The organism is Pseudomonas sp. S1_G07 (assembly GCF_054668565.1).
In genome coordinates this window covers 1,619,956-1,640,490 of the sequence record NZ_CP162778.1, presented here as the reverse complement: position 1 = coordinate 1,640,490, position 20,535 = coordinate 1,619,956, and the positions used below count along the sequence as shown (strand labels likewise).

The following is a 20,535-nucleotide window of genomic DNA, read 5'->3' as shown; positions in this document are numbered from 1 at the left end:
CGACCAATGCTACAGAATGCCTGCTATTGCGGCACAACCGCTTTCGGAGGCTTTTATTGCAAAGTGTGTTGTTCGATGAACTCTGTCGGAACAACGCCCTCGCGGCTGACCAGCCGATTGAGCTCCGAGCGCGGCAATCGAACGGCCAGCAAGCTGACACCTTCTTCGTCGTGTTCTTCTTTCTGTACCGCGCCCAGCTCGAAAAACTGTGCACGCAGTCGAGCAAAACGCTGAGGCAAGCGCAAGGTGCCGACAAACAAATCGCTGCCGAGCAATTCGGCAATGGCCTGTTCAAGCAGCTCCAAGCCACTGCCATCACGCGCCGACAACCATACCCGCTGGGGCTTGCCGTTCTCGTCGCGTTGTATTTGTGGCTCAACACCCTCAAGCAAATCGAGTTTGTTATAGACCTCGAGGATCGGCAAGTCCTGGGCACCAATCTCGCCCAGCACCACCATCACCTGTTCAATTTGCAACATGCGATCCGGTTCCGCCGCATCGATCACGTGCAAAAGCAGGTCGGAGTTGCTCGACTCTTCGAGCGTAGACCGAAATGCCTCAACCAGCTTGTGGGGCAAGTGGCGAATGAAACCCACGGTGTCGGCCAGGACAATCGGCCCCAGGTCGTCAATATCCAGACGGCGCAAGGTCGGGTCGAGGGTGGCGAACAGTTGGTCGGCCGCATACACGTCGGATTTCGTCACGTTGTTGAACAGCGTCGACTTGCCGGCGTTGGTATAGCCCACCAGGGACACAGTGGGGATATCCGCACGTGAACGGCCACGTCGCGATTGCTCGCGCTGGCTGCGCACTTTTTCCAGGCGGCCCTTGATCTGGCGCAGGCGCACCCGCAGCAGACGCCGGTCGGTTTCCAGCTGAGTTTCACCCGGGCCACGCATGCCGATACCACCACCTTGACGCTCAAGGTGAGTCCAGCCGCGAACCAAGCGGGTGCTCATGTGATCAAGCTGGGCCAGTTCAACCTGGAGCTTGCCTTCATGGGTACGGGCACGTTGGGCGAAAATATCGAGAATCAGGCCGGTACGGTCGATCACGCGACACTCGAAAACACGTTCGAGGTTACGCTCCTGACTGGGCGTGAGGGTGTGGTTGAAGATCACCAGATCGGCTTCTTCGGCGTGGACCAGGTCGCGCAACTCCTCGACCTTGCCGCTGCCAATCAGAAATTTGGCGGTTGGCCGATGACGCGGCACGTTAAAAAACGCAACGGTCTCGGCGCCGGCCGAATTTGCCAACTCCTGAAACTCCTGCGGATCTTCGCGCGCCTCAGGGTCCTGTCCATCCAAGTGAACGAGGATTACTCGCTCACCACCACCGTGGCGCTCAAAGAACAAAGGAGACTCCTATCAGGCGTTACCTGGCTCAGCGTCAGCCTGTTCGTCACCTGCTGCACTAGGCAGACGGATTGGACGGACGGGAACGACTGTCGAGATAGCGTGTTTGTAAACCATCTGGCTGACGGTGTTTTTCAGCAGGATAACGAACTGGTCGAACGACTCGATCGTGCCTTGCAGCTTGATACCGTTGACCAGGTAGATGGAAACCCCCACTTTCTCTTTACGTAAAGTATTCAAGTAAGGGTCTTGTAGCGAATGCCCTTTTGACATGTGCCGCACTCCTTTAAGGATCAATAATAAAAAATCGGAAAATAGGTAGCTTATGGCCGTCACACCCCCAAGGATAGACGGCAATTGCAAGGACTCAGCTCAATATGGAGACCGTTCCCAAGTATTTCAAGGCGCGTGACAGATTGTCGCTGTCCAGGCTGTCCAACCAGTGCAAATCGCTCCAGCTGCGCAGCCAGGTGAACTGGCGTTTTGCCAATTGGCGCGTGGCAATGATGCCGCGCTCCTGCATGTCGGCTGACGTCAGTTTGCCATCGAGATGATCCCAGACTTGGCGATAGCCTACAGCACGTATCGACGGCAACCCTGGATGCAGGTCACCTCGGGAACGCAGTGCTACGACCTCGTCTATAAACCCCTGTTCCAACATATTTGTGAATCTTTGTGCAATTCGTTCATGCAGCACCTGGCGATTTGCCGGAGCAATGGCCAGATTCGCCACAGTATAGGGCAATTGTGACTGTCCAGATGCGCCTGCGTCAGCACTTTGCGCAGTTTGTTTCAGCCGCAGTTCAGTCATGGTCTGGCCGCTGACACGCCAGACTTCGAGGGCGCGACTGAGGCGCTGAGGGTCGTTGGGGTGAATGCGCGCGGCGGACACCGGGTCTACCGCTGCCAACTGGTCGTGCAGGGCTTGCCAGCCAAGGCGCGCAGCTTGTTCTTCGAGTTCGGCGCGCACCTGGGCGTCAGCTGGCGGCATATCCGCCAACCCTTCCTGCAGAGCCTTGTAGTAGAGCATCGTACCGCCCACCAGCAGCGGGATGTTGCCACGCGCGGTAATCTGCGCCATGGCGGCCAGGGCGTCGCTACGAAAATCCGCCGCGGAGTAGCTCTCGGCCGGGTCAATAATGTCGATCAGGCGGTGCGGGTGCTGGGCCAGCAGTTCTTTTGAAGGCTTGGCGGTGCCAATATCCATGCCCCGGTAAACCAGGGCAGAGTCGACACTGATCAGCTCGCACGGCAACACCTTGGTCAGCTCGATGGCCAGGTCGGTCTTGCCGGCAGCCGTGGGGCCCATCAGGAAGATCGCGGGGGGCAAGGCACTCATCAACGGCCGCGCAAGAACAGTTTGTCCAGGTCGTCCAGGCCCATCTGGGTCCAGGTCGGTCGGCCATGGTTGCATTGGCCGCTGCGCTCGGTGTTTTCCATGTCACGCAGCAGGCCGTTCATTTCTGGCAGGGCCAGACGCCGATTGGCGCGGATTGCGCCGTGACAGGCCATGGTCCCGAGCAACTCGTTGATACGCGCCTGGATGCGGTCGCTGGTGCCGTACTCCATCAGGTCCGCGAGCACGTCGGCCACCAGCCGATTTGCCTCGGCCTGCTTGAGCAGCGCGGGAATCTGGCGGATCGCCAGGGTTTCCGGGCCCAGGCGCTGTAATTCGAAACCCAGTTTCTGGAATACGTCGTGGTGCTCTTCGGCGCAATCGGCCTCACGCTGGCTGACCGCCAGGGACTCCGGCACCAGCAGTGGCTGGCCGCTGAGGCCTTCGCTGGCCATGGCGATTTTCAGGCGTTCGTACATGATCCGCTCGTGGGCGGCGTGCATGTCCACCAGCACCAGGCCATGGGCGTTTTCCGCGAGGATGTAGATACCCTTGAGCTGCGCCAGGGCATAGCCCAGCGGTGGAATATCACCGCCGCCCTCCGGCAAGGCAACCGCCACGGGCTCGCCCCCCGCCAGCGGCGCGAAAAACTCGCGATAAGCCGCTTGAGCCTCGGCCACCGGCACTGTCGATTGCGGGCGCGGCGTATATTGGTATTGATAGCCCGCACCCGCCCCAGAACCCGGCGCCGTATACGCAGGCTGCGGTTGTGGTGATTGCAGCAGGTTGCCCGCCAGGCTCATTTCGCCCTGAGGGCCGAACTCACCGGCCTCGGGACCGCTTGGACGCACCACGGCGGTCACAATAGGTGCCGATAACTGGTCATCCGGGCGCACATCGCCCAGGGCGCGGTGCAAGGTGCCATAGAGGAAGTCATGCACCATGCGCCCATCACGGAAGCGCACTTCGTGCTTGGTCGGGTGCACATTGACGTCCACCACCGAGGGGTCGACCTCAAAAAACAATACGAATGTCGGGTGCCGCCCATTGAACAACACATCGCGATACGCCTGGCGCACCGCATGGGCTACCAGCTTGTCGCGTACCGCGCGGCCGTTCACGAAGAAGTATTGCAAGTCTGCCTGGCTACGGGAGAACGTCGGCAGACCGACCCATCCCCAAAGCCGCAGGCCATTGCGCTCGATCTCGATCGGCAGCGCCTGCTCCAGGAAGCCTGCACCGCAGATCGCCGACACGCGCCGAGCACGGGCTACGTCATCATGGGCTTCATGCAGGCTGAGGATAGACTTGCCGTTATGGCGCAGATGAAAGGCCACGTCGAAGCGTGCCAGGGCCAGACGCTTGATGACTTCCTGCAGGTGATCGAATTCGGTTTTCTCGGCCTTGAGGAATTTGCGCCGCGCCGGGGTGTTGAAGAACAGGTCGCGCACTTCCACCGAAGTGCCCACCGGGTGCGCTGCGGGCTGGACCCGAGGCGCCATGTCGCGACCCTCGGTTTCCACTTGCCAGGCCTGGTCGGCCTCGCGGGTGCGCGAAGTCAGGGTCAGGCGCGCCACGGAACTGATCGAGGCCAAGGCTTCACCGCGAAAGCCCAGGCTCATGACCCGTTCCAGGTCTTCCAGGTCGCGGATCTTGCTGGTGGCGTGACGGGCCAGGGCCAGCGGCAGGTCATCGGAGGAGATGCCGCTGCCGTCGTCACGTACCCGCAGCAGCTTGACGCCGCCCTGCTCCACATCGACGTCGATGCGCTTGGCGCCGGAGTCGATGCTGTTTTCCAGCAGTTCCTTGATCACCGAGGCCGGGCGCTCGACGACTTCTCCCGCCGCAATCTGGTTCGCCAGGCGCGGGCTGAGCAGTTCGATGCGCGACCCGCTATTCAATACTGACTCGCTCATTACTGTGCCGCCAATTCAGTGCCAGGGATGGTCAACACCTGGCCGACTTTCAATTCATCGCTCTTCAGGTTATTGGCATTGCGCAGGGTAGCCGCCGAAACCTGGAAACGCACCGCCAGCATCGCAAGGGTGTCCCCCGGCTGAACACGATGGTCACGCGGGCCTTGGGCGATTTTGCCGGAATCGCGCAGCCAGGCGATGTAAGTGCCCGGCGGCGGGTTCTGCTGGAAGAACTGGCGCACCCCGGCACTGATCGACCGTGCCAACGCCTGCTGGTGGCTGGCACTGGCCAGCTTCGAGGCTTCATTGGCGTTGGAGATGAACCCGGTTTCCACCAGGATCGATGGGATGTCCGGCGACTTCAGCACCATGAACCCGGCCTGTTCCACACGCTGTTTGTGCAACGACGTCACGCGGCCGATATTGCTCAGTACCTTCTGGCCCACGTTCAAGCTGGAGGTCAGCGAGGCAGTCATCGACAGGTCCAGCAGTACACCGGCGAGCATCTTGTCCTTGTCATCGAGGGAGACGTTGCCGGCCCCGCCGATCAAGTCGGAACGGTTTTCACTGTCGGCCAGCCAGCGCGCAGTCTCGGACGTGGCGCCGCGATCCGACAGGGCGAACACCGAAGCGCCAAACGCAGCGGACGAAGGCGCGGCGTCGGCATGGATCGACACGAACAGGTCGGCGCCCTTCTTGCGCGCGATTTCGGTACGACCGCGCAACGGAATAAAGTAGTCGCCGGTACGGGTCAGCTCGGCGCGGTAGCCCTTCATGCCGTTGACCTGACGCTGCAGCTCACGGGCGATGGCCAATACCACGTCTTTTTCATGCTGGCCTCGCGAACCGGAGGCACCCGGGTCTTCACCCCCGTGGCCGGCGTCGATCACCACGATAATGTCGCGCTTGCCGGCCGGAGCCGGCGGCGGCGGTGGTAACTTGACCTGAGGTTGCGACGGGTTGACCGGCACGGCCGGAACGGTCGCCACGCTCGGGGTTGGCGCGGGCGGCGGTGCGGCGTCGGCGGCGTTGTCGTACAGGTCGACTACCAACCGGTTGCCGTATTGGGCGTTGGGCGCCAGGGAGAAGCTTTTCGGCGTCACGACCTTTTTCAGGTCGATGACCACGCGCAAGTCGGTCGGCGTACGTTGAGCCGAACGCATGGCGGTAATCGGTGTGTTGGCGGTGGAGACTTTCAGCGGCGAGGCCAGGGTCGCACCGTTGATGTCGATCACCAGGCGATCAGGCGCCGTAAGGGTAAAGACGCTGTGCTGGACCGGGCCAGACAGGTCGAACACCAGTCGCGTGTTATCCGGCGCTCGCCACAGGCGAACACTTTTCACCTGTGAAGCAGCCAGAGCATTGACAGTCATTGCCGCAAGCAACACCCCTACGACAGCAACCAACGCGCGAAAGCGCATACCTAACCCCACCAATTATTTGAATTCCAATGCCAGAGCGGCACACCACGCTTCACCGCGCGCACTCTGGGGCAACAACTTCAGCTGACGTCCTGGTCCATGCGGCGTAATGGTAATGGTCAGGTCCGGCTTTGGCAAAAAGCCTGTGCCTTTATCTGGCCACTCGATCAGGCACAACGCATCTTCATCGAAGTAATCACGGATGCCCATGTACTCCAGCTCTTCGGGGTCGACCAGGCGATAGAGGTCGAAATGAAAGGCGCGCACGTCGCCAATCTCGTAGGGCTCAACCAAAGTGAACGTGGGGCTTTTCACCGCCCCCTGATGCCCCAACCCACGGACAATCCCTCGGGACAATGTGGTCTTGCCCGCCCCCAGGTCGCCCTCCAGGAAGATCAATCCTGCCCCGTCCGTGACTTGTGCGATGCGATGCCCCAACGCAACCATGGCTTCTTCATCGGCCAGGAAAAGGATTACTTCAGGCACGGCGATTGCTCCTCCAACAATTGACGAATGGCAGGTATCAGATCGCTGGCAGCCAGGCCGCGACCAAAGGTGCCCTGGCGATCACCCGCAGTGGCATGCAGCCACACGGCCAGGCAACTGGCTTCATAAGCGGGCATGCCCTGGGCCAATAACGCGCCCACCAGGCCGGCCAATACATCACCCAGGCCCGCCGTCGCCATCGCCGGATGACCTTGATCACAGCGGGAAACGCGACCGTCCGGGCAGGCAATCAAACTGCCAGCCCCCTTGAGGATCGCCACGGCATTGAGTTTCTGACTCAACGCGCGCGCCACCTTAAGGCGATCCGCCTGAACCTCGGCTGTAGACACCCCCATCAAACGTGCCGCTTCGCCCGGATGGGGCGTGATCACACTGTTGGACGGCAGGCTGACGCGGCCTGTCGCCAGCTGATTCAGCGCATCGGCATCCCACACCTGCGGCTGGCCGGCGTTGGCGGCCACCGAGAGCAGGCTTTTGCCCCACGCGGCAGCGCCCAGGCCCGGGCCAATGACGATCACGGCGATTTTTTCCAGCAAGCCCATCAACTGGTTGGCCGAACTCACGCCCAGGGTCATGACTTCCGGCAGGCGAGCCAACGCGGCGGGCACATGCTCAGGGCGCGTGGCCAGGGAGACCATGCCCGCGCCACTGCGCAAGGCGCTTTCGGCACTGAGCAACGCCGCGCCACCAAAGCCGCAGTCGCCGCCAATTACTAACAAGTGGCCGAACTGGCCTTTATGGGCGTCCGGGGCGCGCGCAGCCAGTTGCGGCAAATGGCCAGGCAACAGGGGCTGAACGTCGGTTATTTCGTGTTTTGTCTGAGGCATGCGTCTTCAAGCTCCGATGTCTGGCAGAATTATACGCATCTAACCTGTGGTTTCCCGTGTCTCATGCCCGTTACTACCTCCGATCTGCCCGCCCTCGCCCAATCGATCAAAGACTGGGGCCGCGAGCTGGGCTTCCAACAAGTCGGCATCAGCGGCCTGGACCTGGCCGAGCATGAACAGCACCTGCAACGCTGGCTCGACGCGGGTTACCACGGCGAGATGGACTACATGGGCGCCCATGGCAGCAAGCGCTCCCACCCTGACGAGCTGGTACCGGGCACCCTGCGCGTGGTGTCGCTGCGCATGGACTACCTGCCTGGCGACACGCAAATGGCGCAGTTGCTGGCCCAGCCGGAAAAAGCCTATATCTCGCGCTATGCCCTGGGCCGCGACTACCACAAGCTGATCCGCAAGCGCGTGCAGCAACTGGCCGACCGCATCCAGGCGCAGATCGGGCCGTTCGGCTTTCGCGCCTTTGTCGACAGCGCGCCGGTACTGGAAAAAGCCATTGCCGAAAAAGCAGGGCTCGGCTGGATCGGCAAAAACACCCTGGTGCTCAATCGCAAGGCCGGCAGTTATTTCTTCCTGAGCGAACTGTTTGTCGATGTGCCGCTGCCGGTCGACGAGCCCCACAGCACCGAACACTGTGGCCGCTGCACCGCCTGCCTGGATATCTGCCCAACCAATGCCTTCGTCGGGCCCTATGTGCTGGACGCCAGACGCTGCATTTCCTACCTCACCATCGAACTCAAGAGCGCAATCCCGGAAGACCTGCGCCCGCTGATCGGCAACCGCGTGTTCGGCTGCGATGACTGTCAGATCGTTTGCCCGTGGAATCGTTTCGCCCGATCCACCGCCGAGGGCGATTTCAAGCCACGGCATAACCTGGATAACGCAGAACTGGCCGAACTGTTCATGTGGGACGAGGATAAGTTTCTCAGCAACACCGAAGGCTCACCCTTGCGCCGTGCTGGTTACGAGCGCTGGTTGCGCAACCTGGCGGTGGGCCTGGGCAATGCGCCGTCGAGCATTCCCGTACTGGAAGCCTTGAAGGCGCGCCGGGACTACCCTTCGGAGCTGGTGCGCGAACATGTCGAATGGGCGCTTGGCCAGCATGCGGCACGCTAGTGCACGTCGTCGTTGTAGACGAACTTGGGCATTTCCCAGTGAAACCGGATCGCCAGCAGGCGCAATAGAAAGCCGCTGAACAGCGTCAGCAGAATGGCTTGCTCGCTGGGCAGCTCCAGATAAAGGCACAGCAGGTAAAACCAGGCGGCAAGGAACGACACGCTGGCGTACAGCTCACGGCGAAAGATCAATGGGATGTCGTTGCAGAAGATATCTCGCAGGATGCCGCCGAAAACGCCGGTGATCACACCGCTGACCGAGGCCACCAGCATGCCGTGGCCCATTTCCAGAGCGGTCATGCAGCCGATCAGGGTAAAGGCCACCAGGCCGACGGCGTCCAGCGCCAGAAACAGCGAGCGCAAGTGGCGCATCAGCGGCGCGGCAAAGATCGTCACCAGCGCCGCAACCGAAGTCAGCACCAGGTATTCCGGGTGCTTGACCCAGGTCAGCGGGTAATGCCCCAGCAATACGTCACGTACCGAACCGCCACCCAGCGCCGTCACGCAGGCGATCAGCACCACACCAAACCAGTCCATGCCGCGACGCCCGGCAGAAAGGGCGCCGGTCATGGCTTCGGCGGTGATGGCGATGAGGTAGAGCATCAGCAACATGATGGCGATCCTTGCAAAGAGGCCGGCAGTCTAATCATTTGCTGATGGCACCAAAAGGGGGCGCCGGGCGAAAGACCGAGTCGCGTCCTTCGCGAGCAAGCCCGCTCCCACACTTGCCCGAGTTGTCATGACGAATGTTGTACAACATGTGGGAGCGGGCTTGCTCGCGAAAGCGCCAGGCCAGCCACCACCTCTTCAAGCCTTGATGAAGTGCTTGCGGTAATGCTGCAACTCGGCGATCGACTCACGGATATCATCCAGCGCCAGGTGGGTGCTGCCTTTATGGAAGCTGTCCTTGACTTCCGGCGCCCAGCGCGCGGCCAGCTCTTTCAAGGTGGACACATCCAGGTTGCGGTAGTGGAAGTAGCTTTCCAGCCCCTTCATGTGGGTATAGAGGAAGCGGCGGTCCTGGCAAATACTATTGCCACAGATCGGCGACTTGCCCTTGGGCACCCACTTCTCCAGGAAGGCAATGGTTTGGGCTTCGGCTTCGGCCATGCTGATGCGGCTGTCGCGCACGCGCTGGGTCAGGCCGGAGTTGCCATGGGTGCGAGTGTTCCACTCGTCCATGGTGGCGAGCACGGCATCGCTGTGGTGGATGGCGATCACCGGACCTTCGGCCAAGGTATTGAGGTCACTGTCGGTGACAATGGTCGCCATCTCGATGATGACGTCGGTGTCGGGGTTCAGACCGGTCATTTCCAGATCGATCCAAATCAGGTTCTGTGGGTTTTGCATGGCTTGATTCTCTTGGCACCTTGGCGTAGCTGCGCAGTTTAGCAGGCGGGGGCGTGCTAGACTCGCGACCGTTTTACCCAACCTTTGCATTATCGACACGGAACACCAATGGCCAAACGCCAGCTCAATCGTCGCCAAAACTGGCGCATCGAAAAGATTCAAGGTGAGCGCGCCGCGCGCGCCGCCAAACGTGAATCCTCCGCCGTGGAAGCACTCGAGGGCGGCGACCTGGGCCCCGAACAAACGGGCCTGGTGATCGCGCACTTCGGTGTGCAGGTCGAAGTCGAGGCGCTGGAAGGCGAACTCGCAGGCCAGGTATTCCGTTGTCACTTGCGCGCCAATCTGCCGGCGCTGGTCACGGGTGACAAAGTGGTATGGCGTGCCGGCAACCAGGGCATTGGCGTCATCGTCGCCCAATTGCCGCGCACCACCGAACTGCGCCGCCCCGACAGCCGGGGCCAGTTGAAGCCCGTGGCGGCCAACGTCGACATGATCGTGATCGTGTTCGCCCCACTGCCTGAGCCCCATGCCAACCTGATCGACCGTTATCTGGTGGCCGCCGAGCATGCCGGCATTCGCCCGCTGTTGCTGCTGAACAAATTCGACCTGATCGACGAACAGAACGCCCCGGCGCTCAACGCGTTGCTGGCGGTCTACCGCACCCTGGGCTACCCGGTGCTGGAAGTCTCGGCGCATCACGGTAATGGCATGGAACAGCTGCAACAACAGCTGGACGGGCGCATCAGCGTGTTTGTCGGCCAGTCCGGCGTGGGCAAGTCATCACTGGTCAACAGTTTGCTACCGGAAGTCGACACCCGCGTCGGCCCGCTGTCGGAACTGTCCGGCCAAGGCACCCACACCACCACCACCGCGCGGTTGTTCCACTTCCCCGGCGGCGGCGAGCTGATCGACTCCCCGGGCATCCGTGAGTTCGGTTTGGGCCACGTCAGCCGCAGCGATGTGGAAGCCGGCTTCATCGAGTTCAACGACCTGATTGGCACCTGCCGCTTCCGCGACTGCAAGCATGATCGCGAGCCGGGCTGTGCGTTACTCAAGGCATTGGAAGACGGCCGTGTGCAGCAGCAGCGGATGAACAGCTATCGGTCGATTATTGCGAGCCTGCCCGAGAGCGGTTACTAAGCCGCCAGCCTCGTAGGAGCGAGCTTGCTCGCGAAGACCCCAAGAGCAACGCGGGCATCCTGAATACACGCGTTATCGTTGACGTTTTTCGCGAGCAAGCTCGCTCCTACAGTGAAACACCAGATACAACAAGGCCGCGATTATCGCGGCCTCGTTGTATCTGGTGCTTAGGAGCCCGTCTTGGGCACCGTCGGATCTTTCACCCCGCCGTCATCGAACAGGTTCAGCTTCTGCCGTAGCTCATGCGCCGGCAACGGCTCCTGCCCTGGCGGAATAGCGTTCGGATCAGCCGGCACTTCACCTGGCGCGCCCGCGCCTGGGGTCGGTTGCGGTGGCGGCTGGTCACCTTCAATCGCACGCTGGGCTTTCTTGGTCAGCACCACGATGTCGATGCGGCGGTTGATCGGGTTGAACGGATCCTTCGCGTCAAACAACTGCGATGAAGCAAACCCCACCACCCGCGCCACTTGCGCGTCCGGATAGCTGCCGGCCACCAACGTGCGGCGTGCGGCGTTGGCGCGGTTGGCCGAGAGCTCCCAGTTGCCGAAGTCACCTTGCCCCGCATACGGCTTGGCATCGGTGTGGCCACTGATGCTGATCTTGTTCGGCACCGCCTTGATGGTGTCGGCCATGGCCAGCAGGATGTCTTCAAAGTACGGTTTCAGACGCGCACTGCCGGAGTCGAACATCGGTCGGTTGGCGGCGTCGGTGATCTGGATGCGCAAGCCGTCCGGCGTGATCTCGAACGAAATCTGATCCTTGAACTTCAGCAGTTGCGGGTTTTCCTCGACCTTGTTCTGCAACTCCTGCAGCAACAGTTCCAGGCGCTCCTGCTCGACCTGCTCGGCCATGGCCTCGACGGTATCGCGCTCGATCGGGATTTTTTCCTGGGGCGCTTCGGTTTTGACTTCCGGGTTGATGGTGCGCTCAGGCGCCAATTGCGGTGAGCCGCCCAGGTCGATCACGAACGGCGTGCCACTTTCCGAGAAACCAATCGGGTCTTTGAAGTAACCGGCGATGGCGATCTTCTGCTCGGGCGTGGCGGTGGACATCAGCCACAGCACCAGGAAGAACGCCATCATCGCCGTCGCAAAGTCGGCAAAGGCGATTTTCCAGGCGCCACCATGGTGCCCCGCTGCGAAGCGCTTGACGCGCTTGATGATTATCGGCTGGTTGTTTTCCATGGCTTAGCGACCGCGAACCGCTTGTTCCAGCTCGGCGAAGCTTGGGCGATGCTTCGGGTACAGGACCTTGCGGCCAAACTCCACCGCCAACGAGGGCGGCATGCCGGAAGCGGACGCCACCAGGCTGGCCTTGATCGACTCATACAGGTTGACTTCTTCCTTGGCGTCGTGGGCCAGGGAGGTCGCCAGCGGGCCGAAAAAGCCGTATGCCGCAAGAATACCGAAGAAGGTACCCACCAGTGCCGCACCCACGTGCATGCCGATGGCCGCCTGGTCACCCTCGCCGAGCGAGGCCATGGTCACCACGATACCGAGTACCGCCGCGACGATACCGAAGCCGGGCATGCCATCGGCAATACCGGTCACGGCGTGGGAGGGGTGCTCCAGCTCTTCCTTGAGGCTGAACAGTTCCATGTCGAACAGGCCTTCGAGCTCATGGGGCGCCATGTTGCCGGAGGACATGATGCGCAGGTAGTCGCAGATATAGGCGGTCATGCGCTCGTCTTTGAGCACGGCCGGGTACTTGGCGAAAATCGGGCTGGCCGCGGCGTCCTCGATGTCGGCCTCAATGGCCATCATGCCTTCGCGGCGGCTCTTGTTGAGGATCTCGTACACCAGGCCCAGCACCTCCAGGTAGAAGGTGTGGGTGAAACGCGAACCAAACATCCCCAGCGACTTCTTGACCACGTGCATGGTCATGTAGCCGGGGTTCGCCTGCAGGAAGGCGCCGAATGCCGCGCCACCAATAATCATCACCTCGAAAGGCTGGATCAGTGCCGCAATTTTACCGTGGGACAGGACGTACCCGCCGAGCACGCTCGCGAAGACGACAATAATGCCGATAATTTTAGCCATAGGAGATGAGTACTTGCGCCGTCGGGTTTATGGACAAATTTGGGGGAACAGGAAAACTCTTGTTCTACTTATCGGCAAAACTGCGCCAGACTATAGCCCGTTAAGGCGAAAAGCCAGTTCGGCCCGCTCCGGGCGTGTTGACCGCAAATGATGATCGCGCCCCAATCATGGCTAATGAAACGACAGTCCCAACTGCAAAACCTGCTTCTCTCACCGCTTGGATCAAGCGCCTTGACGATGTGCGGCTGCCCGTTCCGCAGGCCAGCCACGACCTTGTGTGCAAGGCCATCCGCGACAGTCGCAGTTCGTTGCGAGATATTGCCGAGCTGATGCAAAACAGCCCGGCTCTCGTGCTCAGTGTGATACGCGAGGCCAACAGCCACACCCATGGCAGCCTGACCGAACCGGCGGAAAATCTCGAAGTGGCACTCAACCGCCTGGGCCTCAAGCGTGCCGAAGAACTGCTGGCGCGCCTGCCCTCGGTGCCGGCCCATGAAATTCCCGTGGCGCTGCGTCAACTGTTGCTGGTCAGCCAGCACGCTTCGCAACAAGCCAGCGGTTTGTTCGGCACACGCCTGGCGCGGCTGTGGCAAGACATTCACTGGGGCAGCCTGTTGTTCCTGTCGCCGCTATGGCCGATGGCCGTTGCCTACCCCAAGCTCCTGGAAGAATGGGAGCTGCGGGTGATCCACAAAGGCGAGTCGGCGCGCAAGGTCGAGCTGGCCTTGTTCGGCGTGCGCCTGTTGGACTTGTGCCTTGGCCTGACGCAAGCCTGGCACCTGCCGATCTGGGTCTCCCAGGGCTATAACCTGTTGCTGGGCGAACAACGCTTGCTGGTCAAGGCGCTGCATATCGCCCGCGAAGACGACCCACTGCGTCAGCAGCAATTGCTCGATGCCGAGCCGAACCTGCGACGCTGGTTGAACCAGCCCGCCAACACCGTGCTGCTGGCCAACGGCCTGGCGATGTCGGCCCAGGAGTCCTGGACCTGCCCACACACCCAGCGCTGGCAGCGCCTCACCGCGCTGTATCTGCAACAGCCCTTGGCCGAGGTGCAGCAACAGGCGCACCAGCAAGCCGTCATCAGCGCACGCAGCACGCTGATGCCGGACCTCTGGCACCCGGCGCTGTCGCTGATCTGGCCGTGGCATGTGCAGAAAATCCATCGCGGCCTGTTGCCAGCACCGCCGCCCACCGCCGAAGCCCTCGCCGTCTGGCGCCAGCGCTGCAGCGAACTGCTGCTGGAGCCGAGCCGCTTTGCCAACGCCATGCATCTGACCAACTGCGCCAAGGAAGCCCTGGTGGCCAGCGGCATGCAACGGGTCGTGTTGTTCATGGCCGATCGCGCCCTGAGTACCTTACGTGTTCACCAGGCGGATGGCCTGCCGAAGGACGTCGCCAACCTGAGCCTGGATGTGGTCAACAGCACGCTGTTGCAGCGCCTGTTGGAAAAGTCCGCCCAGGTGCGCCTTACACCGGACAACCACACGCAGTTCTCGGCGCTGTTGCCGCCGATCCTGCGCCGCCTGTTCACCGGTGAACACCTGTTGCTGCGCTCGATGAGCTGCAACGGGCGCGTGGTGATGGTGATGATCGCCGACCAGGGCGGTGGGCCGTTCTCGGAAACCACCGTGCAGGCCTTCGGCAAAACCGCCCAGTGCATCGAGAAAGCGCTGCACAGCTTTACCAACCGCAGCGCCTGATGCTTGCGCTACAATCGCGGTCCTTTATCGCCAACATTTGTGCCCAGGAGACCTCACATGCCTGACTTCTCTGGCTTGCCGCTGGTGATCGAATCCAGTGACCTGCTTGGTCGCCTTGATGCCGAACACCTGATTCTGGTGGACCTCACCAGTGCCGCCCGCTACGCCGAAGGGCATATCCCCGGCGCGCATTTCGTTGACCCCAAACGCACCCAATTGGGTCAGGCGCCAGCCCCCGGTCTGTTGCCTCACAAGGCGGACCTGGAAAAACTGTTCGGCGAACTGGGTCACACCCCACAGGCCACCTACGTGGTGTACGACGACGAAGGTGGTGGCTGGGCCGGGCGCTTCATCTGGTTGCTCGACGTGATCGGCCACCAGAAATACCACTACCTCGACGGCGGCCTGCTGGCGTGGCTGGCGGACGGGCATCCCCTTTCCACCGAGGCAACGCCCCCCATCGGCGGCCCGGTCAGCCTCACCCTGCACGATGGCCCCACCGCCAGCCGCGAATACCTGCAAAGCCGTCTCGGCGCCGCCGACCTGGGCATCTGGGATGCGCGCGGTCCGCTGGAATATTCCGGCGAAAAACTGCTCGCAGCCAAAGGTGGCCACATCCCCGGCGCGGTGAACTTCGAATGGACGGCCGGCATGGACAAGGCGCGCAACCTGCGCATCCGCCGTGACATGCCGCAGATCCTCGAAGACCTCGGGCTGACCCGCGATAAAGAAATCATCACCCACTGCCAGACTCACCACCGCTCTGGCTTCACCTACCTGGTGGCCAAGGCGCTCGGTTATCCGCGAGTCAAAGGTTATGCCGGTTCCTGGGGCGAATGGGGCAACCACCCCGACACCCCCGTTGAGATTTAAGGTTTAAGGACAGTTATGAAAAAGCAGTTGTTTATCCTCAGCCAGTACTTGCTGCCGCACCACTTGCTGTCGCGCCTGGCCGGCTGCATTGCCGAGTGCCGCGTGCGCTGGTTCAAGAACGCGTTCACCACCTGGTTTGCCAAGCGCTATCAAGTGGACATGTCCCAGGCCCTGGTCGAAGACGTAACCGCCTACGAGCACTTCAACGCCTTCTTCACCCGCGCCCTCAAAGACGGCGCCCGCCCGCTGGACCCAACCCCAGGCGCCGTGCTGAGCCCCGCCGATGGCGCGGTCAGCCAGTTGGGCCCGATCGAACATGGTCGCGTGTTCCAGGCCAAGGGCCACAGCTTCAGCGTGCTGGAATTGCTCGGTGGCGATGCAGCCGTGGCCGCACCGTTCATGGGCGGCGATTTCGCCACCATCTACCTGTCGCCGAAGGATTACCACCGCGTGCATATGCCACTGGCCGGTACCTTGCGCGAGATGGTCTATGTGCCAGGCCGGATTTTCTCGGTGAACCAGACCACCGCTGAAAACGTGCCGGAACTGTTTGCGCGTAACGAGCGTGTTGTCTGCCTGTTCGACACCGAACGCGGCCCCATGGCCGTAGTGCTGGTGGGCGCGATGATCGTGGCCTCGATTGAAACCGTATGGGCGGGTTTGGTGACGCCGCCCAAGCGCGAGCTGAAAACCTTCCGCTACGACGAAGCCGCGCGTGCGCCGATTCACCTGGAGAAAGGTGCGGAATTGGGTCGTTTCAAGCTGGGTTCGACCGCGATAGTGCTGTTCGGGCCGGATCAAGTGAAGTGGGCCGAAGAGCTGGTGGCGGGTTCGCCAGTGCAGATGGGCCAGGGTATCGCACTGCCGAAAGCCTGACGTACATCCCACTGTAGCAGCCGGCTTGCCGGCGATGACGCCATCAGGATCGCCATCGCCGGCAAGCCGGCTTCTACAGGGTCGGGGTTACAGCTGACCGTCGCGATCGCGAAAGCCCAACAGATACAACACGCCATCCAACCCCAGGGTCGAAATCGCCTGCTTGGCCGATTGCTTGACCAACGGCTTGGCGCGGAACGCCACACCCAACCCGGCAATTGCCAGCATCGGCAAGTCATTGGCGCCGTCGCCGACCGCAATGGTCTGCTCCAGACGCAAGCCTTCCTTATGCGCCAATTCCTTCAGCAGGTCCGCCTTGCGCTGTGCATCGACGATCGGCTCCACCGCCACGCCGGTGACCTTGCCATCCACCACTTCCAGCTCGTTGGCGAACACATAGTCGATACCCAGCTTGGCCTGCAATTGTTTGGCGAAGTAAGTGAAGCCGCCCGACAGGATGGCGGTTTTGTAACCCAGGCGCTTGAGTTCGGCGAACAGGGTTTCGGCGCCTTCGGTCAGGCGCAGGGACGCGCCGATGGCGTCCAGCACGCTCACATCCAGGCCCTTGAGCAGCGCCAGGCGCTCCTTGAAGCTGGCGCGGAAATCCAGTTCGCCGGCCATGGCACGCTCGGTAATGGCCGAAACCTGTTCGCCCACGCCGGCGGCCTTGGCCAGTTCGTCGATGACTTCGGCTTCAATCAGCGTTGAGTCCATATCGAACACCGCCAGGCGCCGATTGCGCCGGAACAGTGAATCTTCCTGGAAGGCAATATCGACATTCAGCTCCTGGGCCACGCTGAGGAAGTCGGCGCGCAGGGCTTGCGGGTCGGCCGGCTCGCCACGCACGGAAAACTCGATGCAGCCCTTGCCCTGGTCAGCCGGGGTGTCCAGCGGCATGCGTCCCGACAGGCGGTCAATATGGTCGATATTCAAACCGTACTGCGCGGTGATGGAGCTGACGCGCTGCAATTGCTCGGCGGTGACCTTGCGCGTCAGCAGGGTGACGATATGGCGCTTCTTGCCCTGGCCGGCCACCCAATGCTGGTAATCCTCTTCGGACACCGGGGTGAAACGCACCTGTTGATCGAGCTTGTACGCGGTAAAGAGGATGTCCTTGAGCACCGACGACGCCTGCTCGGTGCTCGGGATTTCCACCAGGATGCCGAACGACAAGGTGTCGTGGATCACCGCCTGGCCGATGTCGAGAATGTTCACACCACCCTGGGCCAGAACACCGGTAATGGCGGCGGTAAGACCTGGGCGGTCTTCCCCGGTGATGTTAATCAGGACAATTTCGCGCAAGGCGCACCCCCAGGCTGGAAAAAAACCGCATTCTACCCACTTTCAACGACCATCGGGCACAGCCAGCGCTTTGCCGGTCCTGGGGCTGTCGCTATACTGCGCGTCAACTTCACGGACCAAGAGCCGAGCGCAAGTGAACCGGCCCACGCCAGTAAAAACCGATAACTTCTTCCTGCTGATCTTCCGGGCACTGCGCCACCGCCGTGTACCGATCGCATTACGCATCGCCAGCCATAACGTCATCCTGGTCGCCCTGGCCCTGGTGATCTACGCCTGTGTGATGGGTTTGCAGTTCAAACAGGCCATGCACGAACAGGCCGACGCCCTCGGGGAGAGCCTGACCACCCAGACCGCCACCTCGGCGACCGAGCTGCTGGTGTCCAACGACATCCTCAGCCTCAACGTGCTGCTCAACAACCTGACCAAGAACCCGCTGGTGGCCCACGCCGCCATCTACAGCGTGGACAACCGGATCATGGCCGAAGCCGGGCAGCGCCCGAAAAACGGCCTGTTGGGTGAAGCCGAAGGCCTGTACCAGAGCAACATTACCTTTCAGGATGTAAAGGCCGGCCAACTGCGCATCAGCCTGGACATGCAACAGTTCCAGCAACCGATGACCATCAGCCTGCAAAGCATGGGCATCCTCAGCGCGATCCTGCTGGCCCTTGCCCTGGCCTTGAGCCTGCGCCTGGGTCGGCATATCTCCACGCCGTTGATGCAACTGCGCATCTGGCTGCGGGACATCGACGAACACACCCCGGCCACAGACCGCCAGGATGAAATCGGCGACCTCGCCCGCCAACTGCACGCCAGCTTCGCCCCGGAGCCTGCACCCAAGGTTGAGCCTGAGCCGGAGTTAGACGACAGCGATTACGACGACGAGCCCGAGTTCGAGGTGCGTGACCTGCGCGACCCCTGCTTTGACGAAAGCACCCCGGCCACCCGCCCGAAACCTGCACCACGCCACGTGCTCAAGGCCGAAGAAGACGAACTGGACGACGAAGACCCCTTCGCCGACCTGCGCGACACCTCAAACGACGGCACGGCCGCGATGCCCAAGCCGGCACCGACACGCAGCACCGAGCCGCAGTACAGCGCGGTCCTGGCCGTGCAACTGGGCGCCCAGGACCAACTGCGCCGCCTGCCCCGCGCACGTCTGACGGAATTGCTCGAACGCTATCGCGACTGCCTCGACCAGGCCGCCTCGCTGTACCAGAGCGAACTGCACACCCTGAACGACGGCAGCACGCTGATGCTGTTCCACAGCGAAGACAGCGGTGAGGACTACCTGACTAACGCCATCTGCTGCGGCGAGCTGCTGCGCGCCCTGGGCCATGAGTTGCAGATTGAAGTAGCCGACAGTGGCATCACCCTGCAGCTGCAACTTGGCTTAACCGTGGGTGATGACCTGTTCGGCATGAGCCAGATCGACCTGCTGCTCACCGAAATCGCCCAGGACGCCCTGGCCTTGTCCCAACACAGCCGCAACCTGCTGCTGGTGGAACGCAAGATCAGTGAAGACCCGCTGATCCGCCAACGCGCGCGCATCCGCCCGATTGCCAGCCCTGAAGGCTCCAGCTGTGTGGAGCGGTTGATGGAGCCGTATCCCTCGATGCTGGAGCGGCAATTGGCGCGGATGCATGAGACCCGCGCAAAGGGCTGAGCATAGTGCCCCAATAAAAAGCCCGCCGATGATTACTCATCGGCGGGCTTTTTATTGACTGCCTGTAGGAGCGAGCTTGCTCGCGAAGAACGTCAACGATAACGCGGTAAACCTGATCCCCCGCGGCGTCCTCGGGTTTTTCACGAGCAAGAACTAGGCGTCCCCTCGCTCCTACAGTGAATCACTTTCGCTTAACTGAACGGCATTGCACCGATTACGCGGGTTGGCTGGTAAACGCGTTGTTTCTGCGTTTTTCGCGAGCAAGCTCGCTCCTACAAAAGGTGCTGATCAGAACCTGAACACTTCCATATCCGTACGGATCGGCGTAGCCATCGGCATTTTTGGCTTCTGCGGCTCTACAGGCTTGGCCTGCGCCGGGGCTTGCTTGCGCGGCGCCTCGGCGATCGGCGGCTGGTTGGCCAATGGCTTGAGGGCCACCGACAATTGCTGCGCCAAGTGCTGCAACAACACGCCCTGGGCCTGGACCTGAGACGCGGTGGTGCCCGTGTGTTCTTCCTGCAGGTGCACGATGCGGTTATCGCGCACCTGGCCACGGCGGTCGATCAAGCGCCATTGCGCATCGAGGATCGCCGGTTGCGACTTGCCGGAATCGAGCCGGGTAATGGTCAGCAACACCTGTACATCCGGGGTAAAGCCGGTTGGCGCAGGCGCGAGCACCACACGCTGGCTGTCCAACTGGCCCGCCACCTGGCGCAGCATCAGTTGATTGATATCGGAAGACAAACTGCCCGCCCAACGACCATCAACGGAACCTTGCAGGCTTCCGTCGTTCTGACGTTGCAGCAGGGTTTCACGTTGCAGGTAGTCCGCGACCACCACCGGACCCAACAGTACGGCCATGCCAGCAGTTTGTGCCGGCTGAGCCGGACTTCCGCTGTCCAGTTGGTACAGCGACACCGGCTGGTGTGTGCTGCAACCCGCCAGCCCCAAAAGGCCGGCGAGCATGAAAATAAAAGGAAGGCGTGGAGCAGTCATCATCCCATCCAGGTGGCTGCCACAAGGCGAACCACAATGTAATACTAAAAATAACCTAAACACGCTCGGCCACGCCGGCGCTGGAAAGGCCATATCATCCGTGA

Annotated in this window: 19 protein-coding genes; 6 read left to right on the top strand and 13 right to left on the bottom strand. The window is 61.6% G+C overall.

Annotated features, from left to right (window positions below; genetic code table 11):
* Window positions 1-53 precede the first annotated feature (53 nt).
* From hflX to AB4O05_RS07420, 7 genes are all read right to left on the bottom strand, one after another.
* Entirely contained in the window at window positions 54-1,355 is a 1,302-nt protein-coding gene (gene hflX, locus AB4O05_RS07450; RefSeq protein WP_027604899.1) for a ribosome rescue GTPase HflX, read from the bottom strand.
* Window positions 1,356-1,367: 12 nt separating this feature from the next.
* Window positions 1,368-1,628 (bottom strand): RNA chaperone Hfq, encoded by a 261-nt coding sequence (hfq, locus tag AB4O05_RS07445; RefSeq protein ID WP_034095604.1) that lies wholly within the window; start codon window positions 1,626-1,628, stop codon window positions 1,368-1,370.
* Window positions 1,629-1,722: 94 nt separating this feature from the next.
* The gene (miaA, locus tag AB4O05_RS07440; protein ID WP_460131881.1) at window positions 1,723-2,694 is read right to left on the bottom strand and encodes a tRNA (adenosine(37)-N6)-dimethylallyltransferase MiaA; all 972 of its coding nucleotides are present in this window, start codon (window positions 2,692-2,694) and stop codon (window positions 1,723-1,725) included.
* Window positions 2,694-4,607, bottom strand: a complete 1,914-nt coding sequence (mutL, locus tag AB4O05_RS07435) for a DNA mismatch repair endonuclease MutL (RefSeq protein ID WP_460131882.1) — start codon at window positions 4,605-4,607, stop codon at window positions 2,694-2,696. The genes miaA and mutL overlap by 1 nt, the downstream gene beginning before the upstream one ends.
* Entirely contained in the window at window positions 4,607-6,028 is a 1,422-nt protein-coding gene (locus tag AB4O05_RS07430) for an N-acetylmuramoyl-L-alanine amidase (RefSeq protein WP_460131883.1), read from the bottom strand. The genes mutL and AB4O05_RS07430 overlap by 1 nt, the downstream gene beginning before the upstream one ends.
* Window positions 6,029-6,043: 15 nt before the next feature.
* Entirely contained in the window at window positions 6,044-6,514 is a 471-nt protein-coding gene (gene tsaE / locus AB4O05_RS07425; protein WP_460131885.1) for a tRNA (adenosine(37)-N6)-threonylcarbamoyltransferase complex ATPase subunit type 1 TsaE, read from the bottom strand.
* Window positions 6,502-7,362 carry an NAD(P)H-hydrate dehydratase gene (locus tag AB4O05_RS07420; RefSeq protein ID WP_460131887.1) on the bottom strand — a complete coding sequence of 287 codons (861 nt, stop codon included), beginning with the start codon at window positions 7,360-7,362 and terminating at the stop codon, window positions 6,502-6,504. Before AB4O05_RS07420 ends, tsaE begins: the two co-directional genes overlap by 13 nt.
* Before the next feature lie 63 nt (window positions 7,363-7,425).
* Here AB4O05_RS07420 and queG point away from each other — a divergent pair, with 63 nt between their 5' ends.
* Window positions 7,426-8,490 (top strand): tRNA epoxyqueuosine(34) reductase QueG, encoded by a 1,065-nt coding sequence (queG, locus tag AB4O05_RS07415; RefSeq protein WP_460131888.1) that lies wholly within the window; start codon window positions 7,426-7,428, stop codon window positions 8,488-8,490.
* Here queG and AB4O05_RS07410 read toward each other — a convergent pair.
* Entirely contained in the window at window positions 8,487-9,104 is a 618-nt protein-coding gene (locus AB4O05_RS07410; RefSeq protein ID WP_175404229.1) for a trimeric intracellular cation channel family protein, read from the bottom strand. The two genes, queG and AB4O05_RS07410, sit on opposite strands and share 4 nt — an antisense overlap.
* A 192-nt stretch (window positions 9,105-9,296) precedes the next feature.
* Window positions 9,297-9,839 carry an oligoribonuclease gene (gene orn / locus AB4O05_RS07405; RefSeq protein ID WP_460131889.1) on the bottom strand — a complete coding sequence of 181 codons (543 nt, stop codon included), beginning with the start codon at window positions 9,837-9,839 and terminating at the stop codon, window positions 9,297-9,299.
* Window positions 9,840-9,947: 108 nt separating this feature from the next.
* On the opposite strand from orn, the gene rsgA reads away from it, so the two are divergent.
* Complete coding sequence (gene rsgA, locus AB4O05_RS07400) at window positions 9,948-10,979, top strand: small ribosomal subunit biogenesis GTPase RsgA (protein ID WP_460131890.1); 1,032 nt, start codon at window positions 9,948-9,950, stop codon at window positions 10,977-10,979.
* Window positions 10,980-11,146: 167 nt separating this feature from the next.
* Here rsgA and motB read toward each other — a convergent pair whose 3' ends face one another.
* Together motB and motA are read right to left on the bottom strand one after the other, a co-directional pair.
* Entirely contained in the window at window positions 11,147-12,163 is a 1,017-nt protein-coding gene (gene motB, locus AB4O05_RS07395) for a flagellar motor protein MotB (protein ID WP_460131891.1), read from the bottom strand.
* Window positions 12,164-12,166: 3 nt separating this feature from the next.
* Window positions 12,167-13,018 carry a flagellar motor stator protein MotA gene (gene motA / locus AB4O05_RS07390; RefSeq protein WP_460131892.1) on the bottom strand — a complete coding sequence of 284 codons (852 nt, stop codon included), beginning with the start codon at window positions 13,016-13,018 and terminating at the stop codon, window positions 12,167-12,169.
* Between the two features lie 167 nt (window positions 13,019-13,185).
* Between motA and AB4O05_RS07385 the strand changes: the two genes are divergently transcribed.
* The 3 genes from AB4O05_RS07385 to asd are packed head-to-tail and all read left to right on the top strand — an operon-like array spanning window position 13,186 to window position 16,470.
* Complete coding sequence (locus AB4O05_RS07385) at window positions 13,186-14,721, top strand: HDOD domain-containing protein (protein WP_460131894.1); 1,536 nt, start codon at window positions 13,186-13,188, stop codon at window positions 14,719-14,721.
* A 57-nt stretch (window positions 14,722-14,778) separates the two neighbouring features.
* Window positions 14,779-15,594 (top strand): rhodanese-like domain-containing protein, encoded by an 816-nt coding sequence (locus AB4O05_RS07380; protein ID WP_460131895.1) that lies wholly within the window; start codon window positions 14,779-14,781, stop codon window positions 15,592-15,594.
* A gap of 15 nt (window positions 15,595-15,609) precedes the next feature.
* Complete coding sequence (gene asd / locus AB4O05_RS07375) at window positions 15,610-16,470, top strand: archaetidylserine decarboxylase (protein ID WP_102623807.1); 861 nt, start codon at window positions 15,610-15,612, stop codon at window positions 16,468-16,470.
* 87 nt (window positions 16,471-16,557) lie between these two features.
* On the opposite strand, the gene serB is transcribed toward asd, so the two are convergent.
* Window positions 16,558-17,772, bottom strand: coding sequence for a phosphoserine phosphatase SerB (gene serB / locus AB4O05_RS07370; RefSeq protein ID WP_460131897.1), 1,215 nt, complete (start codon window positions 17,770-17,772; stop codon window positions 16,558-16,560).
* A 133-nt stretch (window positions 17,773-17,905) separates the two neighbouring features.
* On the opposite strand from serB, the gene AB4O05_RS07365 reads away from it, so the two are divergent.
* Window positions 17,906-19,435 (top strand): AhpA/YtjB family protein, encoded by a 1,530-nt coding sequence (locus AB4O05_RS07365; RefSeq protein WP_460131899.1) that lies wholly within the window; start codon window positions 17,906-17,908, stop codon window positions 19,433-19,435.
* A gap of 288 nt (window positions 19,436-19,723) precedes the next feature.
* On the opposite strand, the gene AB4O05_RS07360 is transcribed toward AB4O05_RS07365, so the two are convergent.
* The gene (locus tag AB4O05_RS07360) at window positions 19,724-20,431 is read right to left on the bottom strand and encodes a PqiC family protein (RefSeq protein WP_460131902.1); all 708 of its coding nucleotides are present in this window, start codon (window positions 20,429-20,431) and stop codon (window positions 19,724-19,726) included.
* Window positions 20,432-20,535 lie beyond the last annotated feature (104 nt).